The following is a 19,844-nucleotide window of genomic DNA, read 5'->3' on the forward strand; positions in this document are numbered from 1 at the left end:
TCATCGCCTGCCTTCCAGGGTGATCAGTGCACGGGCGGTCGGGGATGTGTTGGAGGGCGGCTGCCCTTGGGCCCGGGTCACGGCTTCCAAGGTGATGGTGTTCAGGCCCGGATCGACTGGCAAATTCAGGACACCACCAAGGCTGGCGCCCTCCTGCGCGCATGGCCAGGAGACGGTCATCGCCCGCGCTCCTTGACTGGCCGTCAGATCCACGGCCTGGCAGGCCCCGCCATGCAGACGCCCAGCCTTGAGCGTGACTTGGACCCTTCCGGGCGGCCAGCCGGGCTGATCGTGGAGGACCTGTTCGAAGACGGGCGCGTCTGGACTTGACCAGCTGGCTCCGACCGCTGTAGCCGCAGGCCCGGAGCCCGCTTGATTACTGGCGTTGACGCTGATGGTGCAGGTTGATCCCGCGGCGTCATGGGGCACAGCCAGGACCGCCTGAGTGGATGAGGGTGACCGACCCATGATTGGCCCACAACCCGGGCCGGAAGCGTTGACCTGGTAACTGGTGATCCTGCTGCCCCGGTTGCGCGCAGGACGCCAGGAGACGCGCAGCTCCTCTTGCGCGCTGCCGTCCACGATCAGGCCTTCCGGGGCTTGCGGCCTAGCGTCCGGCCGGGCTGCCAGCGGGGCCGAGGGATTCGACCAACCTTGGGCATTGCGGGCGCGCACCATGAAGGAGTAAGTTTGAGCGTTGACCAGACCGCCGAGTGTGCAGGAGTTGGCTTGACCGCAAGAGTGGGAGCCTGAGCCGGCCGGGCTCTGATAGGTCACCTGGTATTCGAGGATGGGTGACCCCATAGCGGCCCCAGGAATCCAAGCCAGCGAAACGGAGCCGTCCCCAACCACAAGGCTCGAAGCGAGCAAGGAGGGTGGGCGAGGACGATTGATGAAGTCCACTATTATGCTGGCGGTCACCCGCCGTTCGGGCGCTCCGGTCCCATCGGAGACCGTCAGTATAACCCGTCCGTTGGCGGCTTCGACGGGGTCGCTGGCGTTGAGCTCGACCCACCCACCGGTTTGGATGCGGGCGGTCAAACCAGGCTGGTCGCTGGTCGCTGCGGCTAGTGAGAGGGGGCGGTCAGGCAAGGGGTTGTATGCCCCGTCGAGCGCGTTCAACCGTATGCCATGGCCGGCGGCCAGGCTGATCCGGCGGTCGGGCACTGATGCCAAAGGCTTACGGCTGGCCACGATTCGCAGGGTCAGGGCCGTCTCCAACTTGCCGCCTGGGTAGCGGATAGTGAACGGCAGCCTTACCCGCTGCCCCAGGGCGGCATTCCGACTGGCCGAGAAGGTCAGGTCGCCGTCCGGACGCAGCCTGGCCTGGATTGGCCCTTTGAAACCGGGACTGTCGTAAATCAGCGCCTTGGCCTGGGCCTGTGAGGTGGTGCGCGTCAGCTTTTTGAGCGCCAGGTGCTGGGTCTGGCCGCCCGCCTCCAGGTCGATCAGTGGCGAGGTGAACGTCGGCGGCGCGCCGTGCTCGCCGTTGACCTCGATCGGGAGGGTGAGCACGGCTTGGCTGCCTACGGCTGAGGACGGGCCTTGGGCTGCGGCGGTGAAGGTGATTGAGGCGGGGCCCGAGTAACCGTGAGCGGGGGTGAAACGCAGGTGGTCCGGGTCCAGGTAGGGGTCTGACCCATCCGACTTGGTGGCTTGCACGGACTTGGGGGAAACGACCCGTACAGGGGCTGAGCCCGCCTGCGCGTAAGCGGAGACGGCGATGGTCAGGCTGGAGCCGGCTGCTACGGTCAAGGGCGGGGCGTGAGGGTTGGGGCTGGGCCTGAGCGAGCCGACGGCGGGGAGGCGAATCAGGGCGATGGAGGAGACGTTGTAGCGGGTGTTGGTCACTGTGTATGGGATGGCGCGCGCGCTCGGGGAGGGGTTGGCTGTGAGCGTCCAGGAACCGGAGGACTCCCGCAGGTTGGCTTGATCCTGGGCTTGGGGGCCTAGACTCAGCGTCAGGTCGCTGTTGGGTCCGGAGGGATTGGCGATCAGAGCGTCCATGCTGCGCGCGAACCTCCCTCCCTCCCAGTCCGCCGATGTCAGCGAGCAGTCGCGCGCCTGGGGCGGTAGGATCGGGGCGTCCGGGCTGGTGGAGACCCGCAGGCTGGCCTGGTCGGCCATTCCAGCGGCATTGCGCACGGTGTAGGTCAGATAGGATTCGCCGGTCTGACTGGGGCTGGTCAGATGGATACCGCCCTGCCGGGCGCTGGCTCGTAAGGGACCGGCTCCCTCCAGCTGGGGGTCCAGCCTGGCTTCCAGCCCGTCCGAGCTCACGTCGTTGCCGGTCACGGGCACGTCGGTTTGGACGCCTGGCCGCAGTCGGACGTGGTCGTCTCGGGCCATCAATCCTGGCGCCTGGTCGCTGGGGGCGATGCCGACCCGTATGCGCGCCTGTGCGGGCTGTCCGGTCCAGTCTTCGACCTGGTAGGTGAACTCGTCGGTCCCACGAGAGTCCGGGTAGGCCTCGTAGAGCAAGGATCTGTCGCTGGAGCCCAAGACGCGGCCCCGCCGGGGCAGCTGCGAGCCCAGGCCCACAAGCGCGGTGTCATCGCCGTCCTGGTCGATGCCGGTCAGGGGTATCGGTATGCGCACTTGACCGCCGGCCACGGTGCGGGCCTCCAGGTCACGGGGCCTGCTGGGCGCCTTGCCTTCGGCGCGGCTGGGGTGGATGTCTATGGTGATGCTCCCCCTGGCGGAGCCGCCGCCAGGCTCGCTGACCGTGTAAGTCAGCCGGGCTCGGCCAGCCTGGTCGCCGGCCAGGTACCGCACGCTTTCGCCGCTGACGAAAGCTTGGCCGGGCGGGTTGCCTGCATCGGCCTCCAGTTTGGGCGACAGGCTGACTTGCGCGCCCGTGGGCGAGCTCACGTGGTCCATGACGGCGATGGTCAGGCTCCCTCCCTGACGCACCTGGGCCTGGATGTCGCTGGCCCTGAGGGCGGGCTGGGCCGACTGCCGCGCGGCGGGTAGAATCGTGATGCTCGCCTGACTGGAGCCGGCTTGGTTGGCCGCCTGGTAGCGAATCGTCACCGGGCCGGTCAGGCTACGCTTGGCCTCCAGTCTGACCCACCGGCCCTCGGCCACGCCCGCCTTGATTCCGCTGGCGTCGCTGGTATCGACCCCGGTCAAGATCAAGGGCCCTCCCGTGGGGTCGAAGTCATTGGCCAGGGGGTCCAGGCTGGCCTGACCGGTTTGATCCAGGACCGCTGTGTCGTCGGCAGTGATGGCCGTGGCGCCTTTGCTTGAGGCCTCTATGGCTTGCAGGCGGATGAGCCCTTGGGACTTGCGCCCAGCTTGGCTGACGGTGTAGGGCAGGTAGTAGTCGCCAGGTCGCTCGGCCCGTGCGCGCACGGTCAGGGAGCCGGGCAGGGGATTGGTCTCGACGCCGGGACAGTGCTGGATATCGTCGAGTTGCAACGGCGAGTTCGGGTCGGCTTGGACGGCGGGGGACAGGTTGATCTCGCTTGTCTGACCGGCCACGAGCCGGAGGACCAGGGGACCGGCCACTGGGGCTTGGCTACCCGTGGCAGAGACTTGGCAATCGATGAGGGCGCTGCTCGTCGCACGCCCATCCGAAACCTGAACCTCCAAGCTGGCCGGCCCGGCGGCGTCGTTGGCCGCATGCACGTCCAGTCGGCCGTCGGCCCGGACGGTCGCGGTCAGGGGGGAGGCAGGCCGGGTTTGGACCGCGAGCAGGGCCAAGGGGTCGCCGTCCGGGTCCGTGAACCCTGCCAAGGCGTTCAGGCTGGTCCCTGATCCTTCCGCTATCCGGCAGTCGGGCGACGGGCCGGTCCAGGCGGGCGGACGGTTGTCGGACCGGGGCAAAACCTGGAGCGCGATGGAGGCCGATGAGGAGTGGCCCCGTCCGTCGCTGGCCGTGTAAGAGACGCGCACACTGCCAGGTGGCAAATCCGAGGCGTCCACTTGCAGGAAGCGGCCCCCGCCGGCAGGCTCGGCCCGCAGGCGCTGGTCGCTGGCCGTGGCGCGGCTGATCGAGGCCAGCGCGCAGCCGGTCTCCTGGTCGTTGGCTAAAGGGTCCAAGAGGGCCCGGGAGCCTGCGCGCACGGCTAGGTGGTCGTCCTCGGCCCTGATTGAGCCTTCCTGCGCCTTGCAGGATGCGCTGAAGTCCGTTGGGTCGGCATCTTTCTGGCGACCTGTTTGGTGGACCTCGGCCGCCTTAGGGTCGGCTGGGTCCCAGCTCAGGTTGACTGCCTGGGCGGCGGTGTCAGGGTCCCAGACCGAGCCTGATTCGATGTCGTTGAGCACCACTTGGCGCTTATTGGCGCGGAACATCAGCCGTGTGCCGGGCGTGATCGAATCCAGGCTGCGAATGGGCCCATCCCCAGGCTTGCTAGGGGCGGATGGCCGGCCCCCGTCGGTCCCGCATAAACGGGTGAAATTGCGGGCTTGGCTGGACCACGCCGCCCACAGGCAGCCTCCTGAGGAGACCGGCCTGGCGGGCCGCCCGGTGGAACCGGTGGCGATGGTTTCCAAGCTTCCGTCCGCTTGATCCAAGTCCGCGATGAACACATGCCCCTGGTCGGTGGCGGCGATCCAAGAGCCTTTCTGGTCCTGGTCAACGGGAGAGGACTGGAGCTCGAGCGGCCCTTGACCGGGCAGCTGGACGCTGCCGTTCTTCCAGCGCATGGTGCGGCCGGAGAGTACGACCGCCTGTCCTTGGACGACGGCTAGGGCGTCCGCGCTCAGCCTCCGTCCGCCAGTCAGGGAGGGGCCCTGGTGGATCGTGCGGGCGGCGGGGTTGCTCAAGGTCAGTACGGCGCCGTCGTCAGCCCGGTACCCATAGAGCGTGCCGTCCGCCCCTATGGCCGCTTGGCCTCCCCGGCCCAGGGCCATGACCGGGTCCGCGTGCGCCAGGTCGGGGGGAGGGAAGGAGGCGCTTCCTGCCCAAACCTGACCGGTTCGTTGGTCGAAGGCTGCGAGGGTGCCCGCGGACAGGAGTGGCTTGACGCTGGCTGGGGCATCGGTAGAGCCGGACGTTTTGAGGCTCACCGGGTCGATTGTGGATAGGCGTCGTCCCTGTCGCAGAAAGGTGCGTCCGCCGCTCTGGGCCAGGTCCAGGCTGGGGGAGGGAGCGGGCAGCATGGCGTCGGCCTCGCGGATGCGGGGGTTGAAACGGGCCAGTTTGCCTTTGCTGGCCGAAGCCACCCAGACCGTGCCGTCGTCCAAGTCCGCCTGCTGCCGATTGCTGACCGGCACCAGGATGACCGCCGTGGCCAGGGCAGCAGCCAGGAGGAGGGCCAAGGCTGACCGGAGGCGAAGAGCCGTGCGGGGGTCGCCCTTGGATTTTCCCCAGGACGGGTTTTGCCGCCAGCGGCGGTCCTTAGTGGGGCGGGGTCGTATCGTCGCCCATCCATATGCGTCAGTCATGGGGCCAGGCTAGGCCGCTCAGGGCGCAGAAGCGCCTGTGGACAGCCCATGTGGTCGAATGTGCGTGCTTGTGGTCGAATGTGCGCGAGCCGCGTCGGTTCGAGCGGTGCCTAGGCGCTCAGGGGAGGGTGGCGCAGATGCGAGCTGGCTGGTTGGAGATGCGTTGGTCGGCGCGTAAAAGGGCCACTTGGATGCAGACGGCCCGTTCCTGCCCCGCATTGACCTGGGTCTTGGGCTCGCTGCTGCGCTCGGCCCCGCGCCAATCGGCCTGGCCGTCCTCGGGGGCGGTGGCGGGCACAGTCTTCCACAGGTAAGCGTCGCCGGGCTCTGGAGCCGGGTTCGACCAGGAGAAAAGCGCCAGGCCCTCATGCAGATCCCCTCGTCCCGCAGTCACCGTGGGCACGCTGGCAGGGGCGGATTGGCCGATCTGATCCCCGCTGGACCCGGTGGAGGAGGGCAAGGAAGAAGAGGCGCTGAACCCGGCATTGCCGGTCCCTGCGGCCCCGCCTGCTTCGCCAGCCCGTTTGGCCGCCAGGAAGCCAACGCCCAAGGACAGGACCGCAGCCAGGAGGCAAGCCAGGGCGAAGACGGCTGCCCGGCGCAGCCCCCATGCCTGCTGACCGCTGATCGGGTGGCCGGAAGCGCTTGACGGTCCTCGAGCATGCGCTGGTTGGGCCCTCAGACTCCGCAACCAGCCCAGTTCGGAACGCTCGCTCCCCTTCCCCTTGACACGGTTTGCCTCTGGGGCGGCTGGTCGCGAGCCACCCAGCGCATCCAGGCGGCCGGCCGACCCCGTCCGAGCGCTTACTGGCCTTCGGGCGTTCGTGGAAGTCGCGATTCGTCCGCCAGACGGCTTCCGCACGACCCGCGCGGCGGTGGCGGGAGCCTGGTCCTCGTCGAAGGCCCGAGCGTCCGCTTGATTCCCATCGGATTCACCCTTGCTCGCGTCGCTCCGTCCATCCGATTGCTTGAACCCGGAGCCATCCGCGTAGCCGATCCGCGCGCGCTCGCCGCTTTCACCGCCTTCTGCTGAATCCAAGTCCTCGGAATCAGCGCTGCCAAGATCCGTGTTCCCGTCGCCAGCCCCAGTCGTCGCCAGCGTCGCGTCCCTCTTTTGCTTTCTCGCACTGAGGCGCCCCGCCATGCCCAGCTCCTCTTGACTGGGGTAGGGGTCCGCCCCCCGCGCGACCAGAGGCGTCATATGGCCGTAGAGCCGGGCCTGGAGCACCTGCATGTCGCGGCCGAAATCCAGGGAGGAGAAGTAGCGTTCCTCGCGGTCGTGGGCCATGGCCTTGTCAAGCACCCGCTCGAAGTCCGGCGAAGCCTCGCCCCGCCGTAGCCTGGGCGGTCCCTCATGCTCGATGAGCTGGGCGAGCTCCTGCTCATCGCGTACCCGGAAACCATACTCGTAGGGAGATTTTCCCGTGAGCAGGCCGAAGATGGAGGCGCCCAGGGAGTAGATGTCCGAAGCCTCGGAGCCTCCGGACTTGTGGGCTATGATTTCGGGAGCGGCCCAGGGCACGGACAGCCCTTTGGCTTGGGAGGCCGTGTAGGTGGAGGCCGAGATGCCGAAATCGGACAGGACCGGCAGGCCGCGCGTGGTGACCAGGAAGTTGCCAGGCTTCACGTCGCGGTGGATGATGCCCTGCTGATGGGCGGCGTAGAGGGCGGAGGCGATGCGCACGCCGAGGTCCAGGGCGCCGCGCTCGTCCAGGCGGGTGGTTTTCATGATCCGCTTGTAGTTGCCGCCGGGCGCGTACTCCATCACGATATAGTCGCGCCCGTCATGGCTGACGCCGGCTGAGAGGATGGTCAGGATGGCCGGGTGGGCCGACAGGCGCGCCATGAACGTTGCCTCTTTGAGGAAGAGGGCGTGCGACCGGTCTGAGGCCCGCCGCTTGCTTACCTTGACTGCCACCAGCCGTCGGGGCTCCAGCTGCCGGTAAAGGTAGACCCAGCAGGTGCCCCCCTGGCCCAGGGGCCGCAGGTAGAGGTAACCGCTGATTTGCGGGGCGCCCTCGACGGCGGACTCGGTGTCCTCAGGGTCCGCCATCCTCCCACCTCCTCCCACAGGCCGTTTATCCAGGTAATTCTATGCGCACGGGGGGAGCGGCCCGCGCGTCCCTGGCCCGGTTGGGTTCCGGGGGCTCGGGCGCGGTTGGTGTACAGTGGCTCAAAACCCATCGCGCCCAACGCGTCCCACCATCCAGAGAAGGGACCTACGGGGCGAACGAGTGAAGACAAGGCGGAATCAATGGACAACATCACGCGAATTGACGGACTCTACAACTTCCGGGACTTGGGAGGCATGGAGACGGACAGCGGCCACATAGCCTCAGGACTTCTTTACCGGTCCGAGGCCTTGGCCGGGATGAGCGAGCAGGGCCGCAGGCAGTTGGAGGACTCACCGGTGGCTCTGGACCTGGACTTGCGCTCCGACCAGGAGGCCAGATTGCTGCCCGACCCCGAGATCAAGGGCGTTGAGCGCGTTCACATCGAGATGCTGGACGGAGCCATGCCCGAGGACGCGGGCGACATCGAGCGGCGTGAGAGCCAGGGCAAGGATGCGGCCGCTTTGCTTCGGCAGACCTACCTGTCGCTGATCGCCCACAACGGCCCGGACTACGCCCGGGTGGTTCATCGCACAGCCCAGGCCGCGGCGGCCGGCAAAGGCACCCTGATCCACTGCTCGGCAGGCAAGGACCGCACCGGCACGTCAATCGCGTTCATCCTGACCCTGGCTGGCGCTCGAAGGGAGCAAGTCGTGGCTGATTACGCCTCCTCGCAAGCCAACCTGAGTGGCGCCTGGCAGGAGTCCATGCTGGCCATGATCGAGCGGGCTGGCGTGAATGTGCCGGAGAGCATCCGCCCGACGATGGTAATCACGCCACCGGCCCTGATTGAGGAGATACTGGACAAAGTCGAGCGTGAATACGGGTCCGTGGCCGCCTACCTCCTGGCTAACGGCGGCCACCAGGAGGACATCGACGCCCTCCGGCAGGCTCTACGGGCCGACTGACCTACCGGGCCCACCGCCCATTGAACGCTGGGACGGCTCCGGACTTGATCGCCCGAGGCGTAGCGGGCCGGACCAGGGTGGACCTTAGGCTGGAGACATGACGAGAGCGAAGCAGGTGGACATGGGCCAAGCGCTCCAGGCCGTGGAACGGCTGATCGCCGGCGACCTCAACGGCGAGGACGGCCTGTCCAGCACGGTCCTGTGCCTGGCTGGCCCGCCCCGCTCCGGCAAGACCACGTTCGCCCAGGAGACCCTGTTGGCCGCCCTGGCCGCCTATGGGGACGGGGGAGCGGTGATGGTGGTCTCGGGCCGCCACGCCGCCGACCAAATCAGCAAGGCCGTGATCGCGCGTCGGGGCGCATCCTCCCAGAGCCGTCCGGTCGGCACCCTCCAGGCGCTCGCCTTCCGCTTGCTCAGCCAATCTTCCGCCAGCCAGGAGGGTCGGGCGCTGCCCAAGCTCTTGAACGGCGCCGAGCAGGACGCTCTCCTGCGGCAAGTGATGGCCCGTCACATAGCGCACGTGGAAGCCGGCGACGACTGCCCCTCCTGCCGGTTGCTTGAGCGCTACTTCTCCAGCCAAGCGGGTTTAAACGGGGCCAGAGGCTGGTCTGGGGTGCTGACCCAGGCGACGGTTAGGGCGGATGACTTAGCCGGGCGGATTGACGATGACTTCATCGCCCAGCTGCGAGACATGCTGGCACGCACAATCGAGCTGGGGGTCGGCCCTAGCGACCAGGGGCCGATTCTGGATGCGCTGTCCAGCCAGGCGCTGGACCTGGACGAGCGTGACCGGCTCGGCGTCCAGTGGCGTCTGGCGTTCGCCCTGGGGCAGGAGTACATGGAACAGGTGGATGCCGCTTATCCCGACCAGTACCGTTTGGACCCTTCCATGCTCCTGGTGTCCGCTCGGCGGGCGGTGGAGGAGGATGAGGGTCTTGGGTTGCCGGCCCTGGTGGTCGTGGATGACTGGCAGGACCTGACCATGGCGGGCATGGGATTCATCCAGGCCCTGGTCCAGCGGGGGGTGCGCCTGGTCCTGGCCGGTGACTGCGACGAATCGGTCCAGAGCTTCCGCGGCTCCTACCCGGAGTTCTTGGACGCGCGGGTCGGCAGCCGGCCGGTTTCCCTAGCCGGTTCGGGAGCGGGGAACGGCCCGGCACAAGCCTTGTTGGACCCCGACCTGGGGCGCCTGGGCGCGGTCCGCTTGTCCCTGCCTTACCGGCCGATCACCCTTCCGGAACACAGCCCCAGCGAGGCCGAGGGGGTCAAGGCGGACGGCCCGGCCTCGTACGCGGACCTGCTGGCCGCCCGCGTCAGCCTGAGCATCCTAAGTGAAGAAGGCGGCGATACAGGCCTGCCCGACCGCCCCGGCAAGATGCCCGCCTGGCCGGGCGCCGGACCCATCGGCCCGTTGGACCCGGACAGCCCGCTGCTGGCCGATGGCACGGTCGTCACCCGCCTCCTGCGTACGCCGGATGAGGAGGAGGACGATGTCGTCTGGCAGATCAAGCACGAGTACTTGTCCGGTCATTGGGACTGGAACGACATGGCCGTCATCGCCCACGACAACGCCACTGTGCGCTCGCTGGGGGCCAAGCTGCGCGCCGAGGGCGTTCCGGTGCGCTACTCCTCGATCGCCAGGCCCCTGAAGGATGAGCCAACGGTGCAGGGTCTCTTCGCCCTGATCGAGCTCGCCCAGGCTCAGGCCGGAACGGTGCCCGGCTGGCAGGACTTGTCCGCCACTGATCAAGCCTCCTGGGTGGGTCAACGCCTGCGCAGGCTCCTGGCCAGCCCGCTTCTGTCGGCGCCGCTGCCAGGGGGCCAGAGCCCGCGCCCGGTCCGGGTGGAGCGGGTCGATGCCCTCCTCTCCGTCCTTTCCTGCCTGACCCGGATCGGGCCCGACCAGCAGACGTCGTCTGGGGCCGCTGAGATAACCGCTGCCGGCGGGGCCGCCTTGGCCGCCGAGGCAACAAATCCCGCTAAATCCCAGGACTCGCCGGAGGCTCCGGGCGCGGCCGCTGGCACCGGGCAAAGTCGGCCGGTCGCTGCCCTGAGCCTATTGGCCCAGGTCTGGCGCTCCTACGCCAGTGGCAGGGAGCGGGAAATCGCCGCGGCCGAGGAGGCCAGCGGCATCAGTGTGGACGACTCCCTGATGGGGGGTGCGTCAGCACCCAGCGTGGGGGCGGGTCCTGGTCAGAGCGGCTTCCTTGTGGATGCCGACGCGATTGGCCTCCTGCTCCTGCTTGACTCCGCGATTGACGGCCAGGCTTCCGGTGATGCCGCAGGCCAAGCCCCAGCGGAAGGCGCCCCTGATGCGCACGGCGATTCGGGGCCCGAAAGCCTGCGCCAATCGGTCCTGGAAGCTCTGGCCGCCATAGCCGACCCCCGGCGCTCGGATCCCGACCTGAAGGCCCTGGCCCACGCCCTGGACCTGGCCGACCGCACCGCGCGCGACCTGGCCGCCCTGGACGATCCGGCCCCCGAATACGCGCTCTGGCAGGCCTGGAGCGCAGTTGGCGTCGCTGACGACTGGCAGGCCCAGGCCCTCGCCGCCTCCCAGGAAGGAGAGGAGGCGAACGACCGCTTGGATGCCATGATGCGGCTCTTCCAGTTCGCCTCCTCTTCGCAAGAGATTGACAATATCAACGATTTTTTGGCCCAGGTGAAAGACATGCAGATCGAGGCGGACTCCCTGGCCTGCGTGGGGCCGGTCGAACATGCGGTCCGCTTAACCACGCCGGCCGGCGCCGCGGCCCTGGCCACCTCCTGGCCGGTGGTCTGGCTGCCCGCCCTCCAAGAGGGGGTCTGGCCCAACTTGGCCCCGCGCGACACCCTCTTCGGCGGAGAAGACCTGGCTGACCTGATCCTGCACGACTCCATCCGAAGCGCGAAAACCGACGCCGGCGGCCACGACCCCCGGCTCAGGGCCACCCTCTACACGGAGGAGAAGGGGCTGTTGGCGGCGATCAGCCGGGCGCGCACACAGGTGCGGTTCTCCGCGGTCTGGAATGACCAGAACGTCCCCTCAGCCTTCCTCTACGGTTTCCTGCCCGAGCGCTATCCCCGCCTGTCCGACCCGAGCCAAGCCGACTTCTCCCCGGTGGGAGGCGAAGCAGACGCTTCCACCGGCTTATCTGGACTGGAAGTGGGGCCGCGAGGCCTGGTGGCCGTGGCCCGGTCCATCCTGTCCCGCCAGGCTTTGGGCGCGCCCATCAGCGAGCAAGATCCCCTGGCCCGCGACGCTGCGGCGGCCCTGCGTCTGTTGGCCGAGCATGGTCTGCACGAGGCCGACCCCGCCTCTTGGCCTTTCCTGTATGCGCGGACGAGACCGGTCGCCGGACCGCCCTCCGACCCAAGCGCCGCCCCAGGCGTTTCCTTCGCTGAGCCTTCGTCTGCTGGGCCTTCGGCCGGCGGGCTCCCATCTGATGGACCTTCATCGACTGGAGGCGCATCCGCCGAGGCGGCTGGGCCTGGTGGTGGCTCCAGCCGCGTGACGCTTTCCCCCTCGGCAGTGGACCGGATCTGGGCCTGCCCGCTGGAGTGGGTTCTGGACGATCGCGTCTCGGGACCTCGCCCGGGATCGGTGGCCATGAGCTTCGGCAGCCTGATCCACCAGGTGGCCCAGGAAGCCGCTGATCAGGGCTTGGACCAACCCGAGCGGGGCGATTTGGGCGTGGACGCGGTTTCAGATGCTGAGTTGATTAACCGCACCCAGGGGCAAATGATGGATATTTACCATGAATTGTCCCGGAGCCTGCCCGCCTATCCGAGCCCCAAGGACTCCTACGACGCCCGCCGGCGCGACAGCCATGCACAGGGCATCCTCACGAACATCGCCAGCTACTTCGTTATGAGCGCCAAGGAAGGGTACGCGCAGGAAGGCAAGGCGGGCGTGCCGGTGGGGGTCCTGACATCCTCCAGCCAGGAACAGGACTTCCGGGCCTCCTTCCGGCCGGTCGATTTCGCGCCGGTCTGGAACGCCACCTTCCAGGACTGCGCACTGGGCGGCGATGAGTTCTTCGCCCTGGCCTCGGCTCTGGTGGGAGGTTTCCCCCAGGCTTTGAAAGCGGACAGCCTGATTACGCTGACCGGCCGGATCGACCGCCTGGAGCGCCGATCCATTGAGGGAGAGGAGCACTTGCGCCTGGTGGACTACAAAACCGGCCGCTCCTCTCACAACGCCAAGCAGATTTTCAACGACCTCCAACTGGTCTGCTACCAGCTGGGCCTGGCCTACCAGGAGGGTGAGAGCGGCGTCGGCCGGCCTCAGGCGCCGACCGTGGCGCCAGTCAGTCAGGCCGTGCTCTTCGATGTGTCCACCAGTCCGGTTCCCGCGCCTTTTTTCAAGAATCCCGAGGCCGCCTACCAACCCGCCCTCTTCAAGCAAGGGGGCTTCAACAACATGTTCGCGCAGCGCCCCAGGCTTTCGAAACTGGAAGCCCTGGCCGACATGCACCCCTTGCCCCAGCAGGCGCCTGAAGGTGTGAGCCGGCCCACCTGGGACTTCGTGCGCCAACGCTCGGGCAGCCAGGGGCTTTGGGCCCTGACTATGGTCAGCCGGGTCCTGTTCGCGGCCGGCGTCAAGCTCTCCTCGGGCTTGCAGGATGCGGTTTTCGACGCTGACCGCTGCCATAACAGCCGCAAGCAGAACGAGTCTTGCCCCGCCTGGCAGGCTTTGGCGGGCTCAGTGATGGAGGACAGGCGATGAACCGCACCCGCGAGCAGGATGAGATCATCGACGCCCCCGAGGATCAGGACCTGCTGGTCATCGCCGGGGCGGGTTCGGGTAAGACGACCACCATGACCGGCCGCATCGTCTCGCTGATTGAGCGGGATGTGCCCCCCGAGTCCATCTTGGGCCTCACGTTTACCAACAAGGCGGCCTCGGAGTTGCTCTCGCGGGTCTCGATGGCCGTGGCGGGCCAGGTCGGCGAGGGCGGACGGGGAGGCCTGGACCCGGACAAGGCCTTCCTGAAGCCGGATGTGCGCACCTACGACGCTTTCTTCCAGTCGATAGTGCGCCAGTACGGGCTTCTGGTGGGTATGGACCAAGGAACCCAGCCGCTCTCCGATGCTGGCGCCTTCCAGCTGGCCGCGCGCGTGGTTCAGGAGCACCTCGACTTGATTTTCCCGAGCCGGGCCGAGGACGTGGAGCAAGCCTTGGATTCCGCCCAGTCGGAGGCCGAGGATAGGGATGAGGACGGGCTGGGCGCCTTCGACCGAGCGGTCAAGCAGGTGCTGGCCCTGACCCAGTCCTGCTCCACCGCCATGATCAGCCGGCAGTGCCCCAGCTTCCAGGAGGCGGTGGACCGGGTGCGCGCTTGGGACCAGGCCTTCATCGCCCGGATTGACGATTTGATTGGCTCCCAGCGTGTGATCGAAGCCTCCATAGCGGGCAAGGCCGCGGTCAGGGTGCCCAAGTGGACGAAGAAGGACACGCCGGAGACCTACCAGGACAAGATCGCGCGCATGCGGGAGGCACGGGGCCAGGAGCGGGTCTTCCAGGCGGCGGCCCTTCGGCGGGCCGCCCTCGAACGCGAGCGCCTGCTGACCCTGGCCGAGGGCTACCAGGAAGCCAAACGCCAAGCGGGGATGGCCGAGTTCAGCGACTTCACCTTGGCCGCCTTCCAGCTGGTGACGCGCTTCCCCGCGATCGGCGCCATCTACCGGCGGCGCTACACCCACGTTTTCCTGGACGAATACCAGGACACGTCCACTACCCAGGCCCTGCTCTTGGCCGCTCTTTTCCACCCCTCCCAGGACTTGGAGGACGGGGAAGGCCCTCAGGGGGATTCAGGGGATGATCAGCCTCCAGCGGGGCCCCAACGCTCGGCGGTCACCGCTGTGGGCGACCCCTTCCAATCGATTTACGCCTGGCGGGGAGCCAGCCCGGGCGCTTTCAGGACCTTCCAGCGCGAGTTCGGCATGGAGGCGGCGGACCCGACCCCTGGTGACCTGGCCAGCGCTGGCGTCTACGGTCATCAAGCCCAGCGTCCATTGTCCCTGTCGCGCACCTTCCGCAACGCCCGGGTCATCCTGGAGTCCGCTAACCGCCTGACCGAGCCTTTGCGCATTGACGTGGCCGGCCAGCCCGCTTCCAGCGCCCGCTTGCGCGAGGTGGACGTGGAGTCCTTGCAGGCTCGCGATGGGGCGGACGCAGGCAGCCTGGGCCTGGTGGGCTACATGAGCCTGGGGCAGGAGGTCGACGGTGTGGTGCGCTTCGTGCGCGAGGCCAAGGCCCGCTACGCCAAGCCAGACAAGTCCGGCGTCGACGATTCGGCCCCGCACGTGGCGGTCCTCTTCCGCTCCAAGACCAACCTGCCCGCCTACCGCAGCGCCTTGGAGGAGGCGGGGTTGAGCGTGCAGGTGGTCGGCTATTCGGCCTTGTTCGACCGCCCTGAATCGAGGGACTTGCTGGCCCTCCTGCGCGTGCTTTGCGACCACACTGATTCCGCTTCCCTTCTGCGCCTGTTGGCTTCGCCCCGTTTCAACATGACCGTCGGGGACTTGTCCGCCCTGGCCGATTTGACTGGCCAGCTGAATACGGAGAGCCTTTACCAGGCCTTGGTTCAGGCGGGCCGGGCACCGGAGGGCCTGCGGGGCGCCAAGATGAGCGCAGCGGTACGGGGCCAGCGCGACCTCCTGCCTGCCGGGGTCTTCCTGACTGACCTGCTCCTGCGAGACGACCTGCCTGCCCTGCTGGCTTCCCGCCGGGCCGCCAGGATCAGTGAACGGGGCCGCTACCTGCTGCTCCAGGCCGCCGACGTGCTGCGGGAGGCCCAGGCTCGAACCGGAGCCCCCCTGCGGCAGGCGGTCCTAGCCGCCTCCCGCGCGCTTGGCCTGGACGTTGACCTGGTGGTCTCACAAGCCTTGGCCACTCCTGAGGCTCCAATCGACGCTTCAGCGGCCAAGTCCGGCTTGAGCGCCCTTTTCGACCAGGTGGACGCCTACTGCCAGGAGCTGCCGGACCGGCTGAGCCCTACCTTGGCGGGTTTCGTCGCTTGGATCGACGCCATGCGCACCAGTCCTGGCGAGCCTGCGTCAGGGGCGGACCGTCATGCGGACGTGGTCCTCATGACCATCCACCAGGCCAAGGGCCTGGAATGGGACGCGGTAGCTGTGGTCGGCATGAGGAAGGAGGCCTTCCCCAGCAACCAGGGCGACCGGTTGAAGGTCAAACCGCTGGCCGACTGGGAGGGCGAGAACCTGCCAATGGCTTACGAGTCCACTGCGCAAACCTGGCTGAATGACCCGACCGCGGTGCCGGCGCCGGTGAGGGCGGATGCCGCGATCCTGCCCAGCTTCCCCCACTGGGCCGAACCTGGGGAGGCCCCCGAGCAGGCCTTGGCCGCTTTGGACTTGACCAGTCTGGAAGACGAGGCGGTAGGCGGACTTCGGGCCAATACCGGCTTCGCTGATGACGACCAGGCTCCGCTGCCGCAAGGACCCGGGCAGGACGCCCCTGATGCCCCTCAGCCCGCCTGCCTGTCCCAGAGCGAGGAGTACGGCCGCCGCCTGCATGACGACGAGCGCCGCCTGGCCTACGTGGCCCTGACCCGCGCCCGCCACGACCTCCTGCTCACCTTCAGCGCCAAGCCCGCGGACCCCGAGCGGGCCCTGCTGACGGCGGTGCCTCAACCAGGTGAGGAGGGTCAGGATGGCCAAGGGGAGAAAACCAGCGGTGGCCCCGGCAGGCGTAAACCGCCTAAGGACCCTCAAGAGCAGATGCTGGAGGCGGCTTCTAACTTCTGGCTGGAATTAAACGCCGGTCTGGCTGACCAACCTGGTCTGGCACCCGGCGCCTCCTGGCTGGCGGGGCAGGGTGAGGCTGGGCGAGTCGGTAGCGGCACCCACTCGTCCGCCCCCGCCATGCCCGTCAAGGGCGAGCGCCTGATGCCCCTGGGCCGTTTCGTTGGCGACCACGCCGTCGAGTACGAGCGCGCGGTGGTGGGCCAGGCCTTGGCAGAAGCGCCTGATTTGGCTGGCCGCCAGGGGCAGGGGCAGGGTTCGATATGGCCGGTGGGGCTGAGCCCGCGCATCGGTCAGGCCCTGGCCGAATCGGCCGCCTTCGTGGCCCGGACCGGTACTTCGCGGACGGGTGAGCAAGCCGCCGGAGGACCCGGGGCGCCAGTCGAGGGCCTGCTGACTGACGGCTCCTCGCTCTACGCGCACGCCGTACGTCTGCTCAAGGCCGGCAGCGGGCGCTTGGGCGTTGCCGGCGACCTGTTGGTCCGTGACGACCAGGCCCTGCGACGGGTGGGCTCCGAGGTAACCGGCCAGCGGGTCGAATCGGTCACCTCAATCCAGGCTCGCTCCGGCGCTCTGGACGAGCGGTCCGAGCGTCGCTACTGGCGCTCCGTGGTCCGCCCCGTCCCGCAGGTGGACTCCCCGCTGGCGCAGGCCGGCACCGCCTTCCATGCCTGGGCCGCTTCCTTCCTGCTGCCGGACGCCCTGCCTGACCCTGGGGCCGTCGATGCCCTCCCCGGTGGCCAAGCCATTGACCCCTACGCGGATTTGGACTCTGGGGCTCGGCCCGGCGAACAAGCGGGGATTGACACCCCAACCGCCGCCGGGGGAGCGGGCGCTGCCCTGTCAGACGACCAGCTGGCCGAACGTCGTCGGCTCCTGGCCCAATTGGCGGACAAGGAGGCCGCCCTCGAATTCTCAGACCAGCCGCTGCCGTCCAAACAGGCCGACCGCCAGGCCAACCTGCTGGTTTGGGAGCGTCGCCTCGCCGATTCCCCCTGGGCCCACCGTCGCCCGCACTGGGTGGAGAGGCCAATCGTGGCCCTGATCGCCGGACGGGTGGTCAAAGGCAAACTGGATGCGGTCTTCGACGGTGGCCTGGAGGCCGCCGACGGTTCCAAGCGCTTCACGATCGTGGATTGGAAGACAGGGCACCGCCCCCGCAACGCCGATGAGCGCCGCCTGAAACTGGAGCAGCTGGACCTTTACCGGCTCCTGTTTTCTCGCTTGGAGGACATGCCTTTGGACTCTATCGATGCTTGTCTTTACTATATAAGCGAGGCCGATCCCTCGGTGCGCACGATAGTGGCGGACCCTAAAGGCGAGCGCGAGATTGAAGACCAGGTGCGCTCCGGGCTGCCCGAGCAGTCCGACGACGACTGAGCCCTCCAGACGGGACCGGGCGGCAGCGGTGAGAGGGACTGCGGCGTTTACCGCCAGACAAGAGCCCCAAGTAAGCAAGACACGAGCCACACAAGGCTGCATAAAGCAGGACACAGGTGCGACAGCAAATGAGACAGACCTTAGAGCAAGAGTCAGGAATCCAACGGTCCCCGAAGACTGGGGCTGTGAGCCTACGCGATATGACGTGGGAGGATTTGGATCAGGTGGCCGACGAGTTCGAGCGAACCTGGAGCCAGGCCGACAGTGATGGCGAATCCCTCTCCCGACTGGAATCCCGTCACTTCGTCCTGCGCTACCTGCTGACCACGAGCCGGGCGCGCGTGGCCTGCCTGGACGGCCGGTTCATGGGCGTCACCTTGCTGGGCTTGGCCGGTCAGCCCATCCTCTTCCCCCAGGCTCCAGCCCAGCTGACCCAGGCCGACGCCGCCTTGTCCGCCAGCGATCAGGGCGCTCGGACCTTGGAACGCATGCAAGCCTGGCACCGCTTGGAGGAAAGGGTGGAGGATTCGATCGAGGTGCGTTCCAGCGCCCAGGCCGAACTCAAGCTCTTCCTTGTGGCCGCCCAGGCCCGCGGCCACGGGGTGGGGGGCCTGCTCTGGCGCGACATGCTCGCCTACCTGGGACAGGCCGGGGTGAAGCGCTTTTTCCTGCACACGGATTCCTCCTGCGATGTGTCTTACTACGACCATATCGGCATGGAGCGCGCGGCCGCACGCTGGAGCGCGGACCATCCCGAGGAGACGGACGAGCGCAGCGGATTCTACGAGGACATTTTCGTCTACGCGGCTTCGGTGGCTGACCAGCAAGCCCGGTGGGGTTTGCGCAACCAGGGCGGCGGTGGGTCCAAATGAGCGCTAAGACCCGCGGATCCTCACCCTACCTGACCCTTTTCCGCTTGCCTGGAGCCAAGGGGTTCTGCACGGCGGCCGCCCTGGCCCGCATGCCCATATCGATGATGGGCCTAGGCATTGTGCTGGCCCTGAACCACATTTATAACAACTGGACCTCGGCCGGGCTTATGAGCGCGGTCTTCACGCTCTCCGCCGCCCTGGTCACCCCCTTCTACGCCCGCCTGTTCGACCGCTTCGGCCAGCGGCGGGTGGGCCTGGTCGTACTGAGCGTGCAGATCGTGGCCATGCTGGCCTTCGCCCTGGGCGCACTCAACCGCATAGCGCTGGGGGCCCTGTTCGTCATGGCCATAGTGATGGGTCTGACCCAGTTCTCCTTCGGCGCCTTGGTCCGCACCCGCTGGGCTTGGGCCCTGGGGCCGCAGGGGGAGCGGGGCGAGGAACTGCTCAACACCGCCTACGCCCTGGAGTCCGGCGTGGACGAGTGTGTGTTCATCCTGGGGCCGATCCTGGCGGCCTGGCTGGCCACCTCCGTCAATCCGGTGGCCCAGCTGTTCGTGCCGATCGCCGCCCTGCTGGTGGGTGGCCTCATCTTCTTCTCCCTGCGTTCCACCGAACCGCCGGCGGTCACGCGCGTCCCGCAGTCCCAGTTGATCGGGGCCGGGGGCCAGGGCGCCGTCGCTTCCCCAGTGGACGCTGGCGGCGTGGTCAAGCCTGGCGCTCACCAAGGCCGGTACAAGCCCCGCAGCGCCATGTCCCATCCTGTGGTCCTGCTCCTGTTCGTCATCTTCGTGGTCTTCAATATGTCGTTCTCGGCGGTTGACGTGACCGTGACCGCGCTGACCAAGCAGATGGGCAGGGAGTCGATCGTGGGCCTGCAACTGTCGCTGATCGCGGCCGGATCCTTGTGCGGGGCGCTGATTTTCGGCTCGGTCAAGCTCAGAGGCTCGCGCTGGCGCTATCTGACCCTGTACTTAACGCTGTTGACCATTGGCTTCATCGGCTTCCGGCTGACCATGGGCAACCTGCTCGTCCTGGGCGCTGTCGAGCTGGTGACCGGCCTGTGCGTCTCGCCTATTTACGCTATCGGCAATCTGATCGTGCGCGGCACCGTCGACTCCTCCGCCCTGACAGAAGGCCTGTCCTGGTTGTCGACCGGTTCCTCGATCGGCAGTTCGCTGGGCTCCACACTGGCGGGCATGGTCTTGGACACGGCCGGACCGGCCGGTGGCATGATGATCCCCTGGATCGTGACCGCCTGCGCGGTACCCCTGGCCCTGGTGGGTTGGGCTTTCAATCGCCACCCGGAGCGCGCTGGCGCAGGCTCGACGAACCCAAGCGTCCCGGCGCAGCGATAACCTGAGAATAGTGAGATGCGTCGCCGTCCGCCGGACCTGCCGAGCAGGAACCCCAGTCGGCGCGCCTAAGGTTTGAGC

General features: G+C 67.8%; 7 protein-coding genes. 5 read left to right on the top strand and 2 right to left on the bottom strand.

Annotation, left to right across the window (positions count from 1 at the left end; genetic code table 11):
- Positions 1–5,391 carry an Ig-like domain-containing protein gene (locus tag AB656_RS00445; RefSeq protein WP_081924802.1) on the bottom strand — a complete coding sequence of 1,797 codons (5,391 nt, stop codon included), beginning with the start codon at positions 5,389–5,391 and terminating at the stop codon, positions 1–3.
- Positions 5,392–5,509: 118 nt separating this feature from the next.
- The gene (locus AB656_RS00450; protein WP_051905191.1) at positions 5,510–7,444 is read right to left on the bottom strand and encodes a serine/threonine-protein kinase; all 1,935 of its coding nucleotides are present in this window, start codon (positions 7,442–7,444) and stop codon (positions 5,510–5,512) included.
- A gap of 201 nt (positions 7,445–7,645) precedes the next feature.
- Here AB656_RS00450 and AB656_RS00455 point away from each other — a divergent pair, with 201 nt between their 5' ends.
- The 5 genes from AB656_RS00455 (at position 7,646) to AB656_RS00475 (ending at position 19,766) form a co-directional block, all read left to right on the top strand.
- Complete coding sequence (locus AB656_RS00455) at positions 7,646–8,410, top strand: tyrosine-protein phosphatase (protein ID WP_033503907.1); 765 nt, start codon at positions 7,646–7,648, stop codon at positions 8,408–8,410.
- Positions 8,411–8,507: 97 nt separating this feature from the next.
- The gene (locus tag AB656_RS00460) at positions 8,508–13,118 is read left to right on the top strand and encodes a PD-(D/E)XK nuclease family protein (RefSeq protein ID WP_052122810.1); all 4,611 of its coding nucleotides are present in this window, start codon (positions 8,508–8,510) and stop codon (positions 13,116–13,118) included.
- Positions 13,115–17,539 carry an ATP-dependent DNA helicase gene (locus AB656_RS00465; RefSeq protein WP_033503906.1) on the top strand — a complete coding sequence of 1,475 codons (4,425 nt, stop codon included), beginning with the start codon at positions 13,115–13,117 and terminating at the stop codon, positions 17,537–17,539. The genes AB656_RS00460 and AB656_RS00465 overlap by 4 nt, the downstream gene beginning before the upstream one ends.
- Before the next feature lie 185 nt (positions 17,540–17,724).
- Positions 17,725–18,411, top strand: coding sequence for a GNAT family N-acetyltransferase (locus tag AB656_RS00470; RefSeq protein ID WP_144418892.1), 687 nt, complete (start codon positions 17,725–17,727; stop codon positions 18,409–18,411).
- Positions 18,408–19,766 (top strand): MFS transporter, encoded by a 1,359-nt coding sequence (locus tag AB656_RS00475; RefSeq protein WP_051905195.1) that lies wholly within the window; start codon positions 18,408–18,410, stop codon positions 19,764–19,766. Before AB656_RS00470 ends, AB656_RS00475 begins: the two co-directional genes overlap by 4 nt.
- The last annotated feature ends 78 nt before the right edge of the window (positions 19,767–19,844 follow it).

Origin of the sequence: Bifidobacterium actinocoloniiforme DSM 22766, from assembly GCF_001263395.1 — a bacterium.
GTDB lineage: Bacteria > Actinomycetota > Actinomycetes > Actinomycetales > Bifidobacteriaceae > Bombiscardovia > Bombiscardovia actinocoloniiformis.